This is a genomic window from Pseudoalteromonas sp. MMG033 (assembly GCF_057197785.1).
The window spans coordinates 3,727,748-3,747,704 of the sequence record NZ_CM170070.1; the positions used below are offsets into that span (position 1 = coordinate 3,727,748).

Below are 19,957 nucleotides of genomic sequence, written 5' to 3' on the forward strand. Positions count from 1 at the left end.
ATGAAATATTCACTTTTAGCCGCCAGCATTGGTTTGTGCTTTTCAGGGCAGCTTTTTGCTGCAACATATCAATTGACTGAGTTACCATCGCATAGCTCTACAACGGACACTATCATTAATGATGCCAATGAGTCTGGAGAAGTTGTTGGCAGGTCTACTGGTCTGTTTAATATAAAGATTGATACCAGTTATATTGATTTTAACGATGACAGTATTACAAGTTCATACGATCAATTTAAAGAAGCACGTGAGCGAATTGAAGACCCAATTAATTTTACATTAGACGACATAAAAAATAATAATGCGGCAGCGACTGATCCAGATGCGCATGAATTTATGCGTTCATATCTAAACAATCGCAGTGGTAATGGCGAATTTCAAAAAATTAACTCAGGTATTTCTGTAACATTTTCAGCGACTAGCGCCGATGAAAAAGTATTATTTGATGAGCAAAGAGAGTATACGGGTAATGAGCTGTCTCGTTCTGTTACCACCTATATCAGTGGTATTGCCTCTGATGGAGCGATGGTGGGATGGGGAACAGCGCCTTATTCTAAAAGAACTGACTTTGTAAAAGATGGAGAGTCAGATCCAACCGTATTTTTTGAGCGCGCATTTTCTTCTCGTGCTGTTTTCATCACCCCTGGTGGTGAACTGGTTGAGTTACCTCCCGCTTTTGTTGGCGAATATGGTGGATTCAGCACAGCGAACCATGTAGAAAAACTAGATGACGGTACTTATTTAGTTGTCGGTCAAACTTCTACAGATGTTGCGATAGATGGCCAACAGCGCTTTGATGATATTTGTAATGGTGAGAGTAGGCCAGTTAATGTGTGCGTATGGGAACTTCAAAATGGTTCGATATACTATAACCGTCACGCTTACCAGTGGAAGTTAGACGCAAACTTTAACCTTATTGAAGGTGAGTCTAAGCTTTTGGGCTTGGGTATTATTCGTGAAGAAGACGAAGAACGAGTTCACCTTGGCACGGCAATCGCTGTGAACCAAGCCGGTTATGCCGTTGGTCATTCTCAGACTCGTAAAGACGATCGCTTTATCAGTCGCCAAAGAGCTGGGTATTATAAAGACGGCCAATTTACTCAAATCATTGATCATGTAGAGGGCTATGAGTCTAGTCGAGGCGTTGATATTAATAATAATAATATCGTGGTGGGTTATCGATTTGATGAGCTGAATTCGTTTGAGCAAGTAAAAGGCTATTATTACGACATCAATAATAAGTCTTTCACTGAAATGACATCGTTCTTTAATAGCTCAGACTTATATCCGCGAGATATCAATGATGCGGGTATCATTGTTGGCCAGGCAGAAGTAACCAGTATTGGTGATACTCCGAGACGAGAAGCTTTTATCTATGATATTGCAACCTCTGAACTAAAAAACATAAATGATCTACTACCTTGCCCAAGTGATGATTTCAATTATCGTGTTGGTGATGCAGTTAAGATAACAGAAGATAACCGTATTTTTGCCGTTGCATCAAAAACGGTGAAGCGCAGAGACAACTTGGGCAATGTAACTAAAGACAGCTCAGGCGATGATGAGTTTGAATCAGTAGCTGTGCCAGTATTACTGACGCCAATCAGTGGTGAGCCTGAACAGTGCCCGGCTCCAGAGGCGGAAACTTATGAACGTAGCTCAGCTTCTTTTGGCATATTTGGTCTATTAGCTTTACCATTACTAATGCTAAGAAGACGAAGAAAATAAGCATAATAAAAAAGGGCCTTAAGGCCCTTTTTTATTATCGTTGAAAATGGTGTTATTGATTTCTCGCTTCCCAAGCTTTGTTCACGGAGCGTCTCCAAAGATAATCAATACCAAAAAAACCGATAATTGCGGCAATACATGCGCATATTAATGAGCCGACGATAAATGCAGGGCCTATCGTTGAGATACTTTGAGTTAACCATTCCCAAGTAGGCTCGAAGTGAAAGGGCTGAAGCTCTTGACCTAGGGCAAATACACCGACAAGATATGAGCAGTAAAATATAGGTGGCATTGTTAGAGGGTTAGTTATCCATACCAGTGCGATAGATAAAGGCAAGTTTACTCTAAAAGGAATTGCGAGGGCTGCCGCGAGTACCATTTGAAAAGGGACAGGGATGAACGCAAAAAAAAGTCCAACTGAAAATGCACCTCTTGCTGAGCGTCGATTAAGATGCCACAGATTTGCATCATGCAATAAACTTCCAAAAATTCTTAACGATTTTTGTTCTTTGATCTTATTGTGATCGGGTAAAAAGCGTTGGATCGTTTTTTTCGCCATATAGAGCAACCATCTACTTCAGTTTTGATTTGCTGCGGCATCATATTCGGGTGTGCAATATCCGTGTTTTTCATGGATACATGGCAATTACCCGTCAGTTTTGCCTTGCTCGTTTTTGTTAGTAGCTATTTTAAGCTTTTTTCAAACGTTTTGGCAGGTTTTATTTTAGGTATTTTTGTTACAAACTTGAATTACTATATGCTCTATCAGATTTCATGGCAGAATTTAGTCATTGAAAAACCAGTTAAAATTGTTGCAACAGTGTCTCAATTTATCAAATCTGGTGAGCGACCATATATCCAAGTAAAAATTGAATCCATTGATACCTTTCAAGTAAGTGCATGGCAAACGGTAAATGCAAATTTGTCTGTTGGTAAGCATAGTATGTCATTGCGAGAAGGCGACAAAATAGCAGGAGTTGCAAAGCTAAAGGTATTTCGTTCAAGAAAAAATTTTCATACGTTTGATAGCGAGCTGTTTGCTTTTCAAAAGCATATTTATTTTAAAGGCACGGTAGAGATTGAACGACATGATAGAAAAGAACGAACTTGGCAGACTAGCTACAGGTACTATATTTCAAGTGTTTTTCAAAAATATGAGTTGAGTTGGCTATATTACACGTTGATGACTGGTGATAAATCTAAAATCCCCAAAATAGATAAAGAACACTTTCGTATATTGGGTCTCAGTCATTTACTCGCCATTTCTGGACTGCATATAGCGATTTTCTTTTCATTAAGCTTTATGCTTTTAAAAGTTTTTTTAATACCACTGCGAAGCTTCCTAAAACAAGATTCCAATACCCATACCCTTGGGGTTTTATGTGCGCTCATTAGTGCCGGGTTGTATGTTACTGTGAGTGGCATGCAAATATCAGCACAACGCGCTTGGTTAATGGCACTGATAGGTGTGGTTTGTTATTTATTAGGAACTCGTATTAGTTTCTTTAGGCTTATTTTGTATGCGCTCACAGTTATTATCTTAGTTTCTCCATTTTCATTATTAAACATGGGATTGTATTTTTCATTTGTGGCCGTGAGTTGCATCCTATGGTTTATTTCAAAACAGAATAGGGCGAAAGGGGAGCCTTTGAAATGGCGCGATAAACTGGTCTGGATTATAAAGATACAGCTACTTATATTTGTATTTTTATGCCCACTGACAATCTTTGCATTTCAGGGAGTGAGTATTAGTGGTTTGGTCGTAAACATTGTTGTGATCCCATTATTGTCTTTTGTGATCTTTCCGGCAATTTTATTGCAGTCTTTAATTTTTCACGTCTCTGATGTGAGTGCAATTTCACTATTGGATACTTTGCTTTTTGAGGCTTACAGGTGGCTATTGCAATTAAATTTTCACTGGTTAGATATTGCGCCAATCACAGTGAACCAACTGTTCGCAATTATGCTCATTATTGTGTTGTTATGTACTCCGTTAACGCGTTTTTATTCATTAATTCCATTAATCGCCACTTCGCTTCATTGGTGGATGAGCCCCAAACCTATTTGGCAAATCAATATTTTTGATGTCGGACATGGTAGCGCAGTGTTAGTTGAGCACAATGGGAAAGGTATTTTGTATGATTTGGGAGCCAGTTACTTTGGCACGTATTCTATGTTTAAACATGTTGTGGTGCCGTATATCAAAGCGAATAATATTGAGCTCATACATACTATTGTGAGCCATGATGATGGTGATCATGCTGGAGGGTTAAAAGATTTAAATTTGCTCGGTTATAGGGATACATTACGTGCTTTTCATAGAGAGGAATATGCACAGCCATGTTTGCTAAAAACGATTGAGTTAGGCGGTTTAACTATTCAGTCGATTTGGCCTGAGCAGCTACAGAACAATGATAATAACAGCTCCTGTGTGGTTATGGTAAGCGATGGCGAATTCACACTTTTGCTCCCTGGAGATATTGAAGCGGGCATTGAATCGCAAATAGTTACTCAACATGAAGCGCATCTAAACGCCTCATTTTTACTTGCTCCACATCATGGCAGTCGCACATCTTCCAGTGCTCAATTTATTGAGCAAGTAGAAGCAGAATTAGTCGTATTTTCTCGCAGCTATAACACGCCTTGGGAGCTACCTCATTCAGATGTTGTAAAGCGTTACCACTATTTTGGATATAAAACATACGATACGGCATTGGATGGTCAAGTTCAGATCCGCGTTTTTAAACAGCACTTTGAAGTTTACACCGCAAGAAACGCGAAAAATCTATGGTTTTTAAGATAATGCATTCAGTTTTTGCTTGATGGCAGATACAATAAGGGGGTTTTGAAGTTTTAGAGTAACACTATGCAACAGTCTGGAAAGCAAATATATAAAAGGCTTTTGACTTACACCTATGAATTTAAAGCAGCGTCGCTGTTTGCAATAATTGGCATGCTTGGTTATGCGGCAATGGATGCGCTGTTTATTCAGTTAATGAAACCATTTATGGACGATGGTCTCACGCAAGGTAATCAAGAAGTACTCGCCATGGCACCTATTGTGGTCATTTTATTGGTTTTAGGGCGCGGTATTTTTAATTATATGTCTTCATATTGTTTAAGCTATGTAGGCTCTCAAGTCGTCAGAAAGCTAAGACAACAACTGTATGAGCATATGTTGTTTATGCCAGTGTCTTTTCATGATAAACACTCTAATGGTGAACTGGTTTCAAAAATCACATTCGATACAGAGCAGGTTCAGCAGGCGGTTACACGTGCACTTCAAGTAGCTATCCGCGAAGGGGCATTTGTTGTATTTTTATTATGGGGCATGTTCGCAATTAGCTGGAAGTTATCACTTTTATTTCTAATTATTGTGCCATTTGTTGCCATTGTGGTCAGTGTAGTTTCTAAACGTTTCAGAAAGATTTCAAAAAATATACAAGATGCGATGGGCGCTGTGACAAGAGGCTCGGAGCAAATGCTGTCTGGCCACAAAGAAATCCATGGATTCGGCGGTCAGGAAAAAGAAATTACACATTTTGCGAAAGTGAATAACCATAACCGTCAGCAGCGGGTTAAAATGGATGCGACAAGAGCGCTCAGTGTTTCAGTTATTCAGCTGATTGCGGCCAGTGCCATGGCCGTCGTTTTGGCAATTATCGCAATGCCAGATGTGCATGAGTCTTTAACACCAGGTGTTGTTGCCTCTTTGATCACGGCTATGGTTATGATGCTTCGTCCATTGAAGCAGCTTGCAAACGTAAACAGTGATTTTCAAAGGGGCATTGCAGCTGCAAAAAGTATCTTTGATGTGCTTGATGAAGAAAAAGAAAAGGATACAGGCACGTACTCTGTTGATAGTGTTACGGGCGCAATTTCCGTAAAGGGGGTTACTTTCACCTATCCTACAAAAGATGAACCAGTCATCAAAGACCTTTCGATTGAAATCCCTGCGGGCAAGAGTATTGCGTTAGTTGGCCGCAGTGGCTCTGGCAAGTCGACATTGTCTAGTTTATTACCGAGATTTTATGAATTGGATAGCGGCGCTATTACACTAGACGGTGTAGATCTAAGTGAATACACCTTAGCTAGCCTTAGAAATCAATTTGCGCTTGTTTCTCAGCATGTCACTTTGTTCAATGACACGATTGCAAATAACATTATGTACGGTTTGGATGAAAAACTCAGTGAAGCGGAATTAATTGAAGTTGCTAAAAAAGCGCATGTTTGGGAATTTGTTAAAGATTTACCTGAAGGATTAAACACTGAAGTCGGTGAGAATGGTGTCATGCTTTCTGGCGGTCAAAGGCAGCGTATAGCGATAGCACGTGCGATTGTTAAAGACGCGCCTGTATTAATATTAGACGAGGCTACTTCGGCATTAGACACAGAGTCTGAGCGATTGATCCAAGAGGAGCTTGATAAGCTGATGGTTAATAAGACCTCGATAGTCATTGCACACCGCCTATCAACCATAGAAAAGTCCGATCAAATTTATGTACTCGATAAAGGTCGAGTGCTTGAACAAGGGAAACACGACGAGTTGCTAGCCAACGATGGAGCGTACTCTGCACTTTGCAAGATGCAATATGGTGAATAACAATGAACAAAGTGGAACAAAGTTGGTATAAACCAATCAGCCTTATCAATATTGTTTTATTACCACTAAGCGGACTTTTTTGGTTAGTAAGCTCTATAAGAAGGTTGATGTTTCGTATTGGCATAAAGTCATCATACAAGGCATCTGTGCCAGTTATGATTGTAGGTAACATTGGTATTGGCGGTAACGGTAAAACACCATTTGTACTGTGGCTTGTGCCTTATTTACAATCACTTGGTTTGAAAGTCGCCGTAATTAGTCGTGGATATGGTGCCAAGCCGCCACACACACCATACAAAGTAAGTGATGACAGTACCGCAGAGTTGGCCGGAGATGAGCCGTTATTAATTTATAAACGATTAGGCTGTGATGTGGTTATCGGTGGCGACCGCAAAGCGAGTATCGAATATCTAATCGCGCATAATGAACCTGACATCATTGTTAGTGATGATGGGCTTCAACATTACCAACTTGATAGAGATATTGAGATTTGCATCGTTGACAACGAGCGTCGTTTTGGCAATGGGTTATTATTACCTGCTGGGCCACTGAGAGAAACGCCCAAGCGCTTAAAGTCAGTTGACCTCACTGTGTTCAATGGTTCCATCAAAGAGGACGGTTACTCACTCAATACAACAGGTATTTACAGTGTTAAAACGGGGGCACGGGTTACACAATTTGAGCCTAAAGGTATCGCCGTAAGTGCGATAGGCAACCCATCTCGCTTCGAGAAGTCGCTCAGTGCAAATGGAGTGACAATCACACAAAGCAAACACTTTGCAGATCATCATATGTTTACTGAAGAAGATTTTGAGATCTACAACAAAAGCAACATATTTATGACAGAAAAAGACGCAGTAAAATGCCAGTCTTATGCGAAAGACAACTGGTATTTTTTACGCGTAGATGCTGTTCCGTCAGAAGGGCTTGTTAACAAGCTTCACAACTTATTAGATAGAAAGGGGATTATTACCCATGGCGTTTGATACTAAATTACTTGAAATTATTGCGTGTCCAGTATGTAAAGGCAAACTAGCATATGATAAAGATAACAAAGAACTTATCAGCACAGCAGCAAAGCTTGCCTATCCAGTAAGAGATGATATTCCTGTTTTGCTAGAAAATGAGGCAAGAGAATTATCTCTTGAAGAGGTAGAAAAGTGGAATTCATAGTTGTCATACCTGCAAGGTATGCATCAACACGCTTGCCAGGCAAGCCACTTGTGGATATCTGCGGTAAATCAATGATCCAAAGAGTCTTCGAGCAAGCGAAAAAGTCAGGTGCAAAAGCCGTTTATATCGCGACTGACCACCAGCTGGTTTTTGATGAAGCAAAGCGTTTTACTGATAACGTATTGATGACTCGTGAAGATCACCAGTCTGGCACTGAACGCTTAGCTGAGGTTGTTGAGTTACTTAACTTGGATGACGATACATTAATGGTGAATGTGCAGGGTGATGAGCCTTTGCTTGAACCAGAAAATATCTCTCAAGTAGCAGAGTTACTGTTCAACTCTTCTGCACCTATGGCAACATTGAGCGTTGACATTGAAGATGTGGAAGAAGTACTCAACCCGAATGCTGTGAAAGTAGTTAGCGATATTCAGAATAATGCGCTGTATTTTTCTCGATCACCGATCCCGTTTCAGCGTGACAGCATGATGTCGTTGGATAAAAAGAGTATTCCTCTTACACACTTTAAGCGTCATGTAGGGATTTATGCTTATCGCGCTGGGTTTATAAAAACCTATCTCGCGCTGAGTGTATCGCCACTGGAAGTGCAAGAGTCTTTAGAGCAACTTCGAGTGCTCTATCATGGCCACTCAATTAAAGTGACCAAAGCGTGTAAACCTGTACATGCAGGCGTTGATACACCTGAAGATTTGAATCGAGTGATTGAGTTTTTAAATGGCTGATATCAAAGTCATTGCGCAGTATGAAGATTTTGTTGTTGCTTATAAGCCGTGTGGCTTGAGTTTTCATAGCGAAGAGCAAGCTGGGTTTGTCGCTTTGCTTGAGCAACAGCTGGAGATAAGCTTATTTCCAGTGCACAGGTTAGATAAGGTCACATCTGGTTTATTGGTGTTGGCAAAATCTAGTCAAGCGGCTGCTAAACTGACAGAACTGTTTACAAGTCGCGAGGTAGATAAATATTATCTCGCGCTTACTTCAGATAAGCCAAAGAAAAAACAAGGGTGGATAAAAGGCGATATGGCCAAGTCTCGACGTGGCACATATAAACTTTTAAAAAGCCAAGAAAACCCAGCGATAACCCGATTTTATTCTACTAGCATTGAGCCTGGTCTAAGAGCTTGTTTACTGAAACCGTACAGTGGCAAGACTCATCAATTACGAGTTGCCTTGAAAAGCCTGTCGGCACCCATTTTAGGTGATGATAGCTACGGTGGTAAACAGTCCGATAGAGTGTATTTACACGCTTATTATCTCTCGTTTAATTGGAATGATGAGCGTGTGGCTTTTAGTATTGAGCCTGAAGAAGGCAGTAAATTCATGCAATTAATTGAGCATGAGGTATTTTTATCATGGCGTCAGCCTGAGCAGTTAGAGTGGTAATATGACAGATCAAGATACATCACTTCGATTTGGTGGCATAGGTAGATTATATGGCGAGCAACAATTAGCGTGGTTAAATGACGCTAATTTTTGCGTAATTGGCATTGGTGGTGTGGGCAGTTGGGCTGCTGAAGCATTAGCAAGAACTGGTATCGGACATATTACGCTGATCGATCTTGACGATATTTGTGTGACGAATATCAACCGTCAATTACACGCAGTGACGCAAACAGTGGGTGACATTAAAGCTGAGGCAATGAAGTCTCGTCTTGAAAGCATCAATCCAAATTGTCAGGTCACGGTAATAGACGATTTTATTACGCAAGAAAATATCAAAGAGTACATTCAAGGCTTTGATTATGTGATTGACTGCATTGATGCTGTTAAAGAGAAAGCTGCATTGATAGCGCATTGTAAGCGTAACAAAATCCCTGTCATCACAACTGGCGGAGCAGGTGGTCAAACGGACCCAAGTCAGATTAGTTTTGGAGATGTTGCTAAAACAACCCATGATCCGCTACTTGCAAAAGTACGATATTTACTGCGCAAGCAATATAACTTTACCACTAACCCGAAGCGTAAATTTGCCGTAGATTGCGTGTATTCTACAGAGCAACTGGTCTACCCAACAGGGGATGGCGAAGTTTGTAAAGCGAAACAACAAGCTGATGGCAGTAAAAATATGGATTGCGCGACAGGCTTTGGCTCAGCAACCATGGTGACTGGCAGTTTTGGCTTTTTTGCCGCAGCAAAATCTATTCGAAAGTACTTAGACAAAAAGTCACGAGCAAGTGATTAGCTCCAATTACTGGAGCATGTTTACCTGTTGTTGAATACGTTCAACAATCGCTTTGACACCATTGCCTCTAGATGGGCTTAAATGTTTAATTAGGCCCATTTCTTCAAATAGCAGATAAGCGTCTATGTCTTTTGCTTCATTTGGTAATGTATGGTTGTAGCAAGCCAGAATAATCGCCAATAACCCTTTTACTATACGCGTATCCGAGTCAGCAATAAGCACGAGACGTTGCTGAGACTCGTCTAGGTCAATATGCAGCCATACGTTGCTTTCGCAGCCTTTTACAAGCGCCTCAGAGGTTTTTAGCGGCTCTGGCAGACTTGGCAGTTGTTTACCAAGTAACATGATCTCACGGTATTTTGCTTGCCAACCAGACAAACTATTTAGCTTTTCTTGGATTTGATTGATATCCATTATTCTATTCTTCCAACATCTCAATGGTTTCTATAAGTGCACTGATAAAAGTGTCTATGTCTTGTTGATTATTATAAAACGCAAGGCTTACGCGAATTGTGCCGGGAATATTTAAATGTGCCATTAAAGGCTGTGTGCAGTGATGGCCACTTCTTACTGCGACGCCGTAGGTGTTTAGTAGGGTAGCGATGTCAAAGTGATGCTCGTTTTTATACGTAAAACTGACAACACCAATATTGTGTGTTGTGTCGCCCCAAATTTTAATGCCTGCTATTTTTTGCAGATTTGATACCAGGTATTGATACAAAGCATGTTCGTGCTCAATTAACGCATCTCGTTCAATACTATTTAAATAATCAAGTGCCGCTCCAAAGCCGAGGACACCGCTGATATTAGGTGTACCAGGTTCAAATTTTTCAGGTGCTGGTCTAAACGTTGTGCCTGAGAAGCTAACTGTGTCGATCATTTCGCCTCCGGTCTGGTAAACAGGGAGGCTATTGAGCAGTTCAAAACGACCGAATAGACCACCAAGGCCCGTTGGCCCAAGCGCTTTATGAGCCGAAAACACGAAAAAATCACAATCAAGTTGTGTTAAGTCTGGTTTTAAATGCATAAATGACTGGGCACCATCAACGACAGTGATTGTTGAATAGGCTTTTGAGGCATCAATCAATGATTTGACGTCATGAATATTGCCAAGCGCATTTGATGCATGGCAAATACTTAAAATCGTTGGTTTAACCTCGTGTATCAGTTCAATAGACGCATTGTGATCAAGCACACCTTGGCGTGAAGCGGGTAAAACAACGATTTGAGCGCCTGTTCTAGCGGCTGCTTGTTGCCAAGGCACAATATTGGCATGATGCTCAAAAGGGGAGAGCGCTATTACATCATCTTGAGTTAATTTTTCTGATAGACCGTGGGCGATTAAGTTAAGAGAGTCAGTTGCGCCTTTAGTCCACACTATTTCGTTTCTATGAACATTTAAGTATTGAGCAAGTTTGTCGCGAACAGCTTCATATTTTGTGGTTGCATCCGCGCTAAGCGTGTGTGCACCGCGGTGTACATTGGCATTCTCGAGCTGATAAAAATGGCTTACTGCATCAATTACACTTTTTGGCTTTTGTGTTGTGGCAGCAGAATCAAAATAACAAAGTGGCTGCTCATCCACTAATTGATGTAATAAAGGGAAGTCTTTACGAAGTTGCTCAATCAAGATAGTTGCTCATTAAGAACCGGAAACCGCCGAATTTTACCTAATTGAAATTCCCTTGCAAGTATGAACAATTAAATCAGTAGGGTAAATTTAAAAAGGCAACTTGTTGCTGCCCTAATTGTGCTTTTAGTGCTCAACCTTTGGAGGGAAGTTGGCGAGAATATCTTTGACGGTATTATTCACCGACTCGGTGCGTTTTTCAGGCGACTGCTTTTTACGTAAGCGTCCTTCTTTTGCGCCACGCCAAACTAGTTGATTTGACGCACTGTCAATAATATCAATGACCAAAGTACCGACTTCATATTCGCGCGCTTGCGTTTGTGTATGCCAGCCAACACCCCAATAGTTCCAGCGTGCAGAATAGCTGGTATTAAAAGTGTCTACATCAAGCTTTGTATCTACCGCCGCGTGGAAGTTTACCATTACATCCGCTTTAGCGCCTTCTACAAGGGTGATACCATGCTGTGCCATCTCAGTAATAATTGCATTACGCACGCGTTTTTCCATCAACTCACTGATTTGATAATTATCTGCACCTTTATCAAAATTGGCAGTGTCAGGAGACCATGAAAAGGTTTTGTAATTGGCAAACTCAACAGATTTATCGTAGTCCCAATCTGGTGTGTTAGAACAAGCACTTAATACAATTAAACTTAGCGCTACAAGCAGGTTACGAGTCATTTTTTACTCCTTAATTAAGGCCTTTGGCCTTGTAATACTAACTGGACCCTAGTGGATAAGCAAAATGCCCTAAGATCCAGTAATTAAGACCATTTTAAACTACGAATGTTCCACTTCAATCCAGTCTTTTTCGTCTACCCAGTTTTGGCTGCCTTTATTCACACTGCGAATTGGCACTAGGTAATCACAACTTATCTGTGGCTTCACCGAAGCAAAGATAGGCACAAATCCAAAGCTTAAGGCAGTCTCTATAATTGCTTTTTGGTTCTGCGGGTCGATATCAGCTGCTTCATCAATATAAATAGGTATACGGTACAGCGCTTGCTCTTGATCAGAAAGCAGGTAGCGGATAAACAACATGCCACACAGTAGCTTAATGGTGATACGCGTACCGTTTGAGCCGGCAGAGTCAATTTTATCAAAGTGCTCAGTTTCACCAGCACGATTGACGACTTCAAAGCGGATGTCGAATAAATCGGTTAGCGTTAGGCCTGCTTTTTCACTTGCCAGCTTGATAATGTGATCTTTTGCTTCATTTACCGCATTTTCATCCGCTTTGGCTTCACTGAGCAAATCAAAGCTTTCACCTTGCTCGTAGACTTCTGAGGTACTGATAATAGTATCAATACTGTCAACCAGCATCTTGCGAGGAATAACATTTATCTTAAACGCTTTTAAGTTTGAAATACGGTGTTGGCTGATCCCACGGTTGAAACTATTCATTTCACGGCGCAGTCGGTCTAAGTCTTCTCGTAAGCCTTTAATTGTTGCCGCAACTTCGGTAAGTGCAACACGCGCTTGACGCTCTACTGCATCACGCTCGTTATCAATATTATGATAGGCGCTGATCAATTTAGCGTATTTTGTTGATTCATCTGTTTCGTTATCAAATTTTGTGATGCCCGCATTGTAAATGTGTAAATAGGTATTGCGGACATTCACATCAAGGTTTCTCAGCTCTTGGCAGTCTTTATTAAACTGATGCACAATTTCCGAGAGGTTATCAAAGTCAATTTTAACATCGATAGGGTAAGGGGTTTGCTTACCCTCATAAATCGCCAATGTGTGGTCGATACGTTCAGACTTAACTTGCTTTAAACGATCGCTTTGTCTCAGGATGAGATCTTGTTTGCTCTTGATAATCGAGCGACGATCCGAAATAGATCCCGCATTGCGTTGCACATCTTGCAGGTAGTCATCAACTTGCTCACGCTCAGCCGTTAATTGGTCTTTAAGCGCAAGCTGTGCTTCAGCTGATTGCTGCATAGTTTGGAATTGCTCAAAGCGCTTGAGTGCTTCTTCGGTTGCCATCAGCTCCTGATATAGCGCATCGCGTTCTTGCTGCTTATCGGCGACGTTTGCAGCAACTTCTCTTTGTTGTTTAAGCTCTGTGAGCGAGCGCTGTAGGGCTTCAAGCTGGGCTTGTAGCTGTGCTTTATTCTCTCCACTTTGCATTTGCACAGGTGCTAGCTTTTTCAGTTTAATGCTGACACCAGGTAGTTTAAGTTCACCGCCTTTTACAGCGTTTGATAGAAGTACTAAGAAGTCTGCAAATGCATCTTCGTCTTCAATTGTGACTTCGCCTTGTGAAGTGGTTGCAAAAGACAGCAGATCAGGATTTAAAATTCGTGAGATCTCTTCAACTTCTTTTAGAGAAAGATCCTCGCGCATACGCGTAAATAAGTTAAATTCTAAGTTCTTAAGCTGAAGCTTTAAGCTCTTGATTTGCTTTTGTGTTTCACCAATACGGTAGTCAAGGGTATGTAAGCTTTGACCTTGCGCACTGTTAATTGAGAACGACAGTTGCTCATACTCTTTTTTCAACAGTGTTAGGTTGGTCTTCAAAGTGGCGTGATTGGTCAGCTCAAACTCTGATTTAAGGGCTTGGTAGTCTGTAAACCACTGCTCAATTTGTGTTTGCTTACGCTCGATATCACGAGATTGTTGAACATAAAGCTGCTGTTTTTGCTCAAAATCACGCTTTTCTTGTTCGATGTTTTCAAGCTGTTCGTTAAGTTCATCGATCTGGGTCGTTTGATATTCATCAAAGGCGATAATGGCTTGGTCAATCTTAGGCGCATAAGCTGCTAATTTGCCTTTAATGGTTGCTTCACTTTCGATCATCTGCTCAAGTGCAGCAATGGGCTCTTGCATTGACTCTAGTGCATTGAGCTCTCGTTTAGAGCGATTAACCTTGTCAAACGCTCGGCGCCATACTTCATAAAAGTCGACCTTTGAATTTGACATATGACGTTCAAAAACACGTAACATAAAGCGTTTAACATCATGAGCACCAAGTTTGTGCAGATTTAAGATGCGTCTAAAGATCTCTTTATAGATCGCGGCATCTTGCACATTGTTAAGTGGGATCATTTTAAGGTTAATGTCGCCATCGTAAGGTGTCGCACCCCCAGTTAATAATGCGTTCAATTCGGCAGCTTTAAGCTCAATCGGCTTGAAACCTTTTTCACCAAGGTGATTAAATAACTTGGTGTATTTGATGATGCTTTTGCCTTCAGTAAAGTCATCAAGGTTTAATTTGCCGTTGTAGCAAAAAAACTGATGCGCATACCCTGCAATTTTACCAAGGCCAGCAACACCAATTACCACGTCACCGTGAGGCAGGTTTGCTTCGAGTAAAATATAAGATTGATCACTAGAGAAGTAGAACTTTCTGGTTTCTTCTAAGTCGTGACCATCCCATTCAGTCAAACGTAAGTCATTGACCAAGGGAAATTGTAGCGCATTGATAACAGAGCTTTTACCTGTGTTGTTTGGCGCACAGATAGATGCACTTTTATCTAGTGGGATAACACACTTGGCATAGCCTGCCGTGTTTAAAAGCGCCAGTTTGCTTAGTCCATATAATTCGCTCATACTTCTTCCTCTAGCGCTTCAAAATTATCTTCATTGACTTCCATTAAGGCGTCGATATATCTATAAACCGGTGCTAACAATACAAAACCACGCTCGGTTTCTTTACATAGCCCTAATCTCAACATCCTTAAAAAGACATCTTTTCTTAGATCTGATCCTGAGAAGATCTCTAATTGATCAAATAAATGTTTGTTAAGTTGGATGAGGGTTTGCATTAATTCTAAATCGATTTGCTCATCAAAAAGCGCACGCAAAGGATCTTTGCCTTGGTTTGCGTAATACTCGATAAGGATAAACACCGTTAGTGCGATGGCACGGCTGATTTTGCCCATATTAGGTGTGCTTTCGTCACTGGCAAGATAATAAAAGCCGCGAGCATCATGCTGAAGATCGTGACCCAGTGCCGCAAATAGCGCTTGGTAAGCTTCAATGTGCTGATCAAGTTCTTGCCAAAGCGTCGTGTCTTGTTCACTAATGTGGTAACCACCAGCAAGCTTTTTATTGATAGCTTGCAACTGGGATAAGTCGTTTAGATTAATTTGTGTCATGGTGTCGTACTTATTGCTTTGCTTTTTCAGCGTCAGACTCAGTGTGCTCTGAAGCGCTAAATGGATACAATTTAATTTTGGTATTTGCCAGCTGCATTGATTCTTGAGAATCAGACTGCGTGACCGAGAGGTCAGGGTCGCTGATAAGCTTCTGGTACAAAAACAGCATTTCATCAGCTTCAAGGTTCGGGTAGCTATCACTTAAGAAGCCAAGTAGGGCGGTACGCTTTTTACCGCTGCTGGCAAATGATTTTCTAACATCCTGATAGTCAAGGATATTAGGGCTTTGGTATGCGGGTACATCGTCGTGATCAGGCAGCTGATATTCTTCATGCTCAAATTCTGCAAGACTTGCCATGTAAGCAACCATATGGCGTTTTTGACCAAGGTTAAAGCGTTGTATATCTGATACAAAATCGGGTTGTACAGGACTTAGCATACGGTCAACGCCATTTTTACGAATAAGCCCCAGTACCTTGGCTGCCTGACGTGTAATTAAAGTATTACGTCTAAGCTCTTCACGCAGTGGCATGAGCATATCCGCACTTTTACCTAAGCTTTCACGACCGATTAAGTGCATGTCTAGAATGCGTGTTCTTAATTGTTCTAACATACGTTTGTCGTGTGCACCGCGGCCAAGCTGTTCAATTTGACTTATCTGCTCACTTATCTGTAATTCAATTTGGCTAAAACAGGCTTGGAATGGTCCGTGAATGTCGACCATTTCAAGCATCGGCTCAATGTATTCGTCAAAGGCTTCAATGACAGCTTGATAACGTCGTTTTAGTGATAAATTACTGTGATCAGACTTTGCTTGCTCGACTAGGTTGAGGATCGCGCTTTCGTTGTGTTGATAAAGCTTTACAATTTTTCTGACGCGTTCGTCCATTATGCGGCTGAATCGTCTTAACTCACTGTGGTCACCTTCGTTGCCTGCTTGAGAAAGGCGCTCGCCTAAGCGTTGCAAATCTTTCACTAGTACAGTGATTTCTTCAGCCAACCCCAAGTGCTCTTCTTGTAATAAAAAACTTGCAAAATCAGCCACTGCACGATTGATTTCAAGTTGAGAAGACTTGGCTAATGGAATAATAATTTCTTGATTTAATAATCTATTTGTCTCTTTATAAACTCGTTCACTTGACCAGTTTGGATTTTTTAATTTTATTAAGTTTTGTACATCTTTTATACTGAAATCGGACATTTTAAAGCGTTTAAATAACAACTCCAAAACACTCCAATGCTCATTTAATGTATTAAGAACTTTTTTAGCTGGGATCATAACTTTCCAGTTTGTATCATTTTTGTGACATCACTAGTTCACTAATTTGTCATAAAGTGTAATTAGCGATAGCAGTCACTTGCCCATAGTGTTAGACTCCGCGCCGATTTACATCGCCCTTTACAAAAATTACATTTTATTACAGGTTGTTTACGCGTATGGTCACTTCCATAATCCTAACCCTAATAGCGCTAGCTTTTGTGCTTATCGTTATAGAGGATATTATCCATGTAAACAAGGCCAAAACGACGCTTTTTTTTGGCACTTTATGTTGGATTATCGCTTTTATATCTCCAATTCATGGTGAAAGCTCAGAAACTATACAACATCAGCTCGATCACAACATTTTAGAAATCGCGACCTTATGGCTTTTTTTAATGGCTGCGATGACCTTTGTTGCTTATTTAAACTCCAAAGGTTTTATTCAGAATATTGTACACCGGATCATGCCTGAGCAAATCAGCGAGAGAAAGTTAATGTTTCTTGTCGGTGCATTTGCCTTTGTTTTTTCTTCGATTTCAGACAATATTACCGCGACTTTAATTTCACTGGCGGTTGTCATGTCTTTGAAGTTGGATGCTAAAAAGCTAGTTAAGTATGCCACATTAATCATATTTAGCGTAAATTCTGGCGGTGTCTCTTTGATCACAGGTGATGTAACGACCTTAATGATATTTTTGGCTGGTAAAGTCACCATTCCTGACTTGCTGTTATTGGTGTTACCAGCGATTGTCAGTGTATTTGCACTGGCAGCCATGTTGTCCATTGGCATGAATGAACAGCTTCACTTTGCAAGGCAAGAAGTCAGAAGAATAGAAAAAACCGATATCACCATTGCAGTGATTTTTATGTCGACTGTGCTCGCTACCTTGTTTTTAAGTGTGCAATATCAAGTACCACCTATGCTTACATTTTTGTTCGGCTTGTCATTTATGTTTTTAGTCGCGCAGTTTCTGATGCGTAAAAAGGACGTCAACAAGAAGATTATTGATTATATAAGAGAGATAGAATACGACACATTACTGTTTTTTGTTGGTGTACTTTTGCTGGTGGGCGCGCTTAAAGAAGTTGGCGTATTGAGCATGTTTACAGAGTTATATCAATTTTTGGCACCAGAATATGCGAATTACCTAGTTGGGTTGTTGAGCGCAGCGGTAGATAATGTGCCACTTACGGCAGCTTTACTTAAAGCGCAGATTGAAATGACACCTCAGCAGTGGCTCACGTTTACGTATGCAACGGGCGTTGGTGGCTCGATGCTTATTATTGGTTCGGCTGCGGGGATCATCGCAATGAGTAAAGTTAAAGCGCTTACATTCATGAGTTATTTAAAGATGGTGTTATATCTTCTTGTCGCTTATTCCATTGGCTATGCAGGCTCATTTTACATGGGACAACTTATCTAAATAAATTTTTTGACGTCTAGGTACAAAATAGCTTGACACCTAGACGTCTAAAAGATAGTTTTTAAAAGCCTGCTCCAGTAGCAGGTTTTTATTTTGCTATTGTTCAGCTTAGAACACGCAAAATAGACAGAAGAGGTGCGATGCTTAGGTAGCTTGTTCGAGGACACGACATCCAACGACAGCAAGTGAGGGAAGTATTCGCCGAGGAAAGTGATTGGTCGTCACAATGACTTTTCGGTTTACGGGGTTGAATCCCTGGAACTGTCACCGATTATTGGTGGAGAGCTTCTGGCAGTGGTTTTTCAATGTATTCTTATATCCTCTTGCCAATGAGTTCTCCTTATTTTTTGACAGCATCAATGTTGTCACAAGGAGATAAAATGAATTCCCAGTATGTAGTTGCTAAGTTTGGTGGTACCAGTGTTGCCGACTTCACAGCGATGCATCGTTGCGCGCAGATCATAAATGATGACCCAAATGTTCGAGTAGTCGTAGTGAGTGCCAGTGCAGGCGTCACTAATCACTTAGTTGAATTGGTGCAACAAAAAGCAGACGAAACTCAGCGACAAGCACTCGTTGATGCTGTGATGCAAATTCAGCAACGTATATTGGAGCACGTGACGCTCGATGCTGATTTGCAGTCTGGTTTTGATGACACATATAGAGAATTTAAAGAGATAGCGCTTTTGCCTGCGTTAAGCACACAGCAATGCGATGAAGTATTGAGCTTTGGTGAGCGCTTTTCATCATTTATCTTTACTCAAGTACTGAGAAACTTAGGTGTCAGCTCAGTTCGCTTTGATGTAAGAGAGGTTTTGAAAACCGATAGTAATTTCTCTAAAGCGACGCCCGATATTTTGGCAACAGCGCTTGCTGCCTCAGAACATTTACAGCCACTGCTTGAGGAGCAGGTAGTCGTCACACAAGGCTTCATTGGCAGTGATAAATATGGGCAAACGACGACACTTGGCCGTGGTGGTTCTGATTATAGTGCTGCGCTTATTGCAGAAGCAATCAATGCGCAAAGTGTACATATATGGACAGATGTGGTTGGCATATTTAGTACAGACCCTAGGTTATGCAGTAAAGCAAAACCAATTGCAAGGCTTAGCTTTGACGAAGCTGCTGAAATGGCGACTTTCGGTGCAAAAGTGTTGCACCCAGCAACGATTCTACCTGCAAGTCGTAAAGGTATTTCGGTATTTGTGGGTTCGAGTAAAGCACCGGAGCAGGGTGGAACTTGGATTGAAAAAGAAACACAATCTCAATCTGGGATAAGAGCAGTTACACAACGCAAAAATCAAATTTTATTGACCTTGAAGAGCCCTGAAATGCTGCTAGCTAGTGGCTTTTTAGCAAAAATATTTACCATCCTCAGTAACTATAATATCTCCGTTGACCTTGTCACGACTTCTGAAATCAGTGTTGCCCTCACTTTGGATAATGCGCCAAATGCTTCTCGACCGGAGCTTGAACAAGCATGCCTTGATGAATTGGGTGAATTTTGTCATGTGTCAGTTGAAAATAACCTAACACTTGTTGCTATGATCGGTTCTGAGATTCAGTTAAGAGGCGGAGATGACTGTTTGGTTGATGTGTTATCTGAGTTTGATATTCGTTTAATTTGCCATGGTGCAAGCCGACATAACCTGTGCTTTTTAGTAGAGCAATCAAGTTCTGATGCGGTTGTACAGGCAATTCATCAGAAGTTGCTCGAAGCAGCTTAATCAGTTTACGATTGCAGGGGCTAGTTATATTCTCTATGCCCCTTCGGATCTCTTCCTAAGAAGAAATAATTCTATAACAAAAATTAATGATAAAGTTGCAATAAA

Annotated in this window: 17 protein-coding genes and 1 riboswitch; of the genes, 10 read left to right on the top strand and 7 right to left on the bottom strand. The window is 41.0% G+C overall.

The annotated features are described in order from the left end of the window. Positions 1–1,728, top strand: coding sequence for a DUF3466 family protein (locus AC2CZC_RS16195; protein ID WP_484582581.1), 1,728 nt, complete (start codon positions 1–3; stop codon positions 1,726–1,728). A 52-nt stretch (positions 1,729–1,780) separates the two neighbouring features. Here the strand turns inward: AC2CZC_RS16195 and AC2CZC_RS16200 are convergent, their stop codons facing one another. Continuing rightward, complete coding sequence (locus AC2CZC_RS16200; RefSeq protein WP_063360843.1) at positions 1,781–2,287, bottom strand: DUF2062 domain-containing protein; 507 nt, start codon at positions 2,285–2,287, stop codon at positions 1,781–1,783. Between the two features lie 72 nt (positions 2,288–2,359). On the opposite strand from AC2CZC_RS16200, the gene AC2CZC_RS16205 reads away from it, so the two are divergent. The 7 genes from AC2CZC_RS16205 (at position 2,360) to tcdA (ending at position 9,704) form a co-directional block, all read left to right on the top strand. After that, positions 2,360–4,531 carry a DNA internalization-related competence protein ComEC/Rec2 gene (locus AC2CZC_RS16205; protein WP_484582582.1) on the top strand — a complete coding sequence of 724 codons (2,172 nt, stop codon included), beginning with the start codon at positions 2,360–2,362 and terminating at the stop codon, positions 4,529–4,531. 63 nt (positions 4,532–4,594) lie between these two features. Beyond that, positions 4,595–6,331: a lipid A export permease/ATP-binding protein MsbA gene (gene msbA / locus AC2CZC_RS16210; RefSeq protein ID WP_484582583.1), complete on the top strand. Its 1,737-nt coding sequence runs from the start codon at positions 4,595–4,597 to the stop codon at positions 6,329–6,331. Between the two features lie 2 nt (positions 6,332–6,333). Then, positions 6,334–7,317, top strand: a complete 984-nt coding sequence (gene lpxK, locus AC2CZC_RS16215; RefSeq protein WP_484582584.1) for a tetraacyldisaccharide 4'-kinase — start codon at positions 6,334–6,336, stop codon at positions 7,315–7,317. Then, positions 7,307–7,504, top strand: a complete 198-nt coding sequence (locus tag AC2CZC_RS16220; RefSeq protein WP_046355029.1) for a Trm112 family protein — start codon at positions 7,307–7,309, stop codon at positions 7,502–7,504. Before lpxK ends, AC2CZC_RS16220 begins: the two co-directional genes overlap by 11 nt. Continuing rightward, positions 7,492–8,247, top strand: coding sequence for a 3-deoxy-manno-octulosonate cytidylyltransferase (gene kdsB, locus AC2CZC_RS16225; RefSeq protein ID WP_484582585.1), 756 nt, complete (start codon positions 7,492–7,494; stop codon positions 8,245–8,247). The genes AC2CZC_RS16220 and kdsB overlap by 13 nt, the downstream gene beginning before the upstream one ends. Further along, a complete protein-coding gene (locus AC2CZC_RS16230; RefSeq protein WP_484582586.1) occupies positions 8,240–8,905 on the top strand; it encodes a TIGR01621 family pseudouridine synthase in 666 nt (221 codons plus the stop codon). Before kdsB ends, AC2CZC_RS16230 begins: the two co-directional genes overlap by 8 nt. A 1-nt stretch (position 8,906) precedes the next feature. Next, positions 8,907–9,704 (top strand): tRNA cyclic N6-threonylcarbamoyladenosine(37) synthase TcdA, encoded by a 798-nt coding sequence (gene tcdA, locus AC2CZC_RS16235; RefSeq protein ID WP_484582587.1) that lies wholly within the window; start codon positions 8,907–8,909, stop codon positions 9,702–9,704. 6 nt (positions 9,705–9,710) lie between these two features. Here the strand turns inward: tcdA and AC2CZC_RS16240 are convergent, their stop codons facing one another. The 6 genes from AC2CZC_RS16240 to AC2CZC_RS16265 all read right to left on the bottom strand — a co-directional run bounded on the left by AC2CZC_RS16240 (position 9,711) and on the right by AC2CZC_RS16265 (position 16,719). Continuing rightward, entirely contained in the window at positions 9,711–10,118 is a 408-nt protein-coding gene (locus AC2CZC_RS16240) for a SufE family protein (RefSeq protein WP_484582588.1), read from the bottom strand. A 4-nt stretch (positions 10,119–10,122) separates the two neighbouring features. After that, a complete protein-coding gene (locus AC2CZC_RS16245; RefSeq protein WP_484582589.1) occupies positions 10,123–11,334 on the bottom strand; it encodes an aminotransferase class V-fold PLP-dependent enzyme in 1,212 nt (403 codons plus the stop codon). 126 nt (positions 11,335–11,460) lie between these two features. Next, the gene (locus AC2CZC_RS16250) at positions 11,461–12,015 is read right to left on the bottom strand and encodes a DUF4136 domain-containing protein (RefSeq protein ID WP_484582590.1); all 555 of its coding nucleotides are present in this window, start codon (positions 12,013–12,015) and stop codon (positions 11,461–11,463) included. A gap of 99 nt (positions 12,016–12,114) precedes the next feature. Then, complete coding sequence (locus AC2CZC_RS16255) at positions 12,115–14,892, bottom strand: ATPase (RefSeq protein WP_484582591.1); 2,778 nt, start codon at positions 14,890–14,892, stop codon at positions 12,115–12,117. Beyond that, positions 14,889–15,440, bottom strand: coding sequence for a condensin complex protein MksE (locus AC2CZC_RS16260; protein ID WP_063360832.1), 552 nt, complete (start codon positions 15,438–15,440; stop codon positions 14,889–14,891). The genes AC2CZC_RS16255 and AC2CZC_RS16260 overlap by 4 nt, the downstream gene beginning before the upstream one ends. 10 nt (positions 15,441–15,450) lie before the next feature. Then, positions 15,451–16,719: a hypothetical protein gene (locus AC2CZC_RS16265; protein WP_484582592.1), complete on the bottom strand. Its 1,269-nt coding sequence runs from the start codon at positions 16,717–16,719 to the stop codon at positions 15,451–15,453. Between the two features lie 158 nt (positions 16,720–16,877). Between AC2CZC_RS16265 and nhaD the strand changes: the two genes are divergently transcribed. Together nhaD and lysC are read left to right on the top strand one after the other, a co-directional pair. Then, a complete protein-coding gene (nhaD, locus tag AC2CZC_RS16270) occupies positions 16,878–18,125 on the top strand; it encodes a sodium:proton antiporter NhaD (RefSeq protein ID WP_484582593.1) in 1,248 nt (415 codons plus the stop codon). A 122-nt stretch (positions 18,126–18,247) separates the two neighbouring features. Then, positions 18,248–18,421: riboswitch (Lysine riboswitch) on the top strand. Between the two features lie 84 nt (positions 18,422–18,505). Then, positions 18,506–19,852, top strand: a complete 1,347-nt coding sequence (gene lysC, locus AC2CZC_RS16275) for a lysine-sensitive aspartokinase 3 (RefSeq protein ID WP_484582594.1) — start codon at positions 18,506–18,508, stop codon at positions 19,850–19,852. The last annotated feature ends 105 nt before the right edge of the window (positions 19,853–19,957 follow it).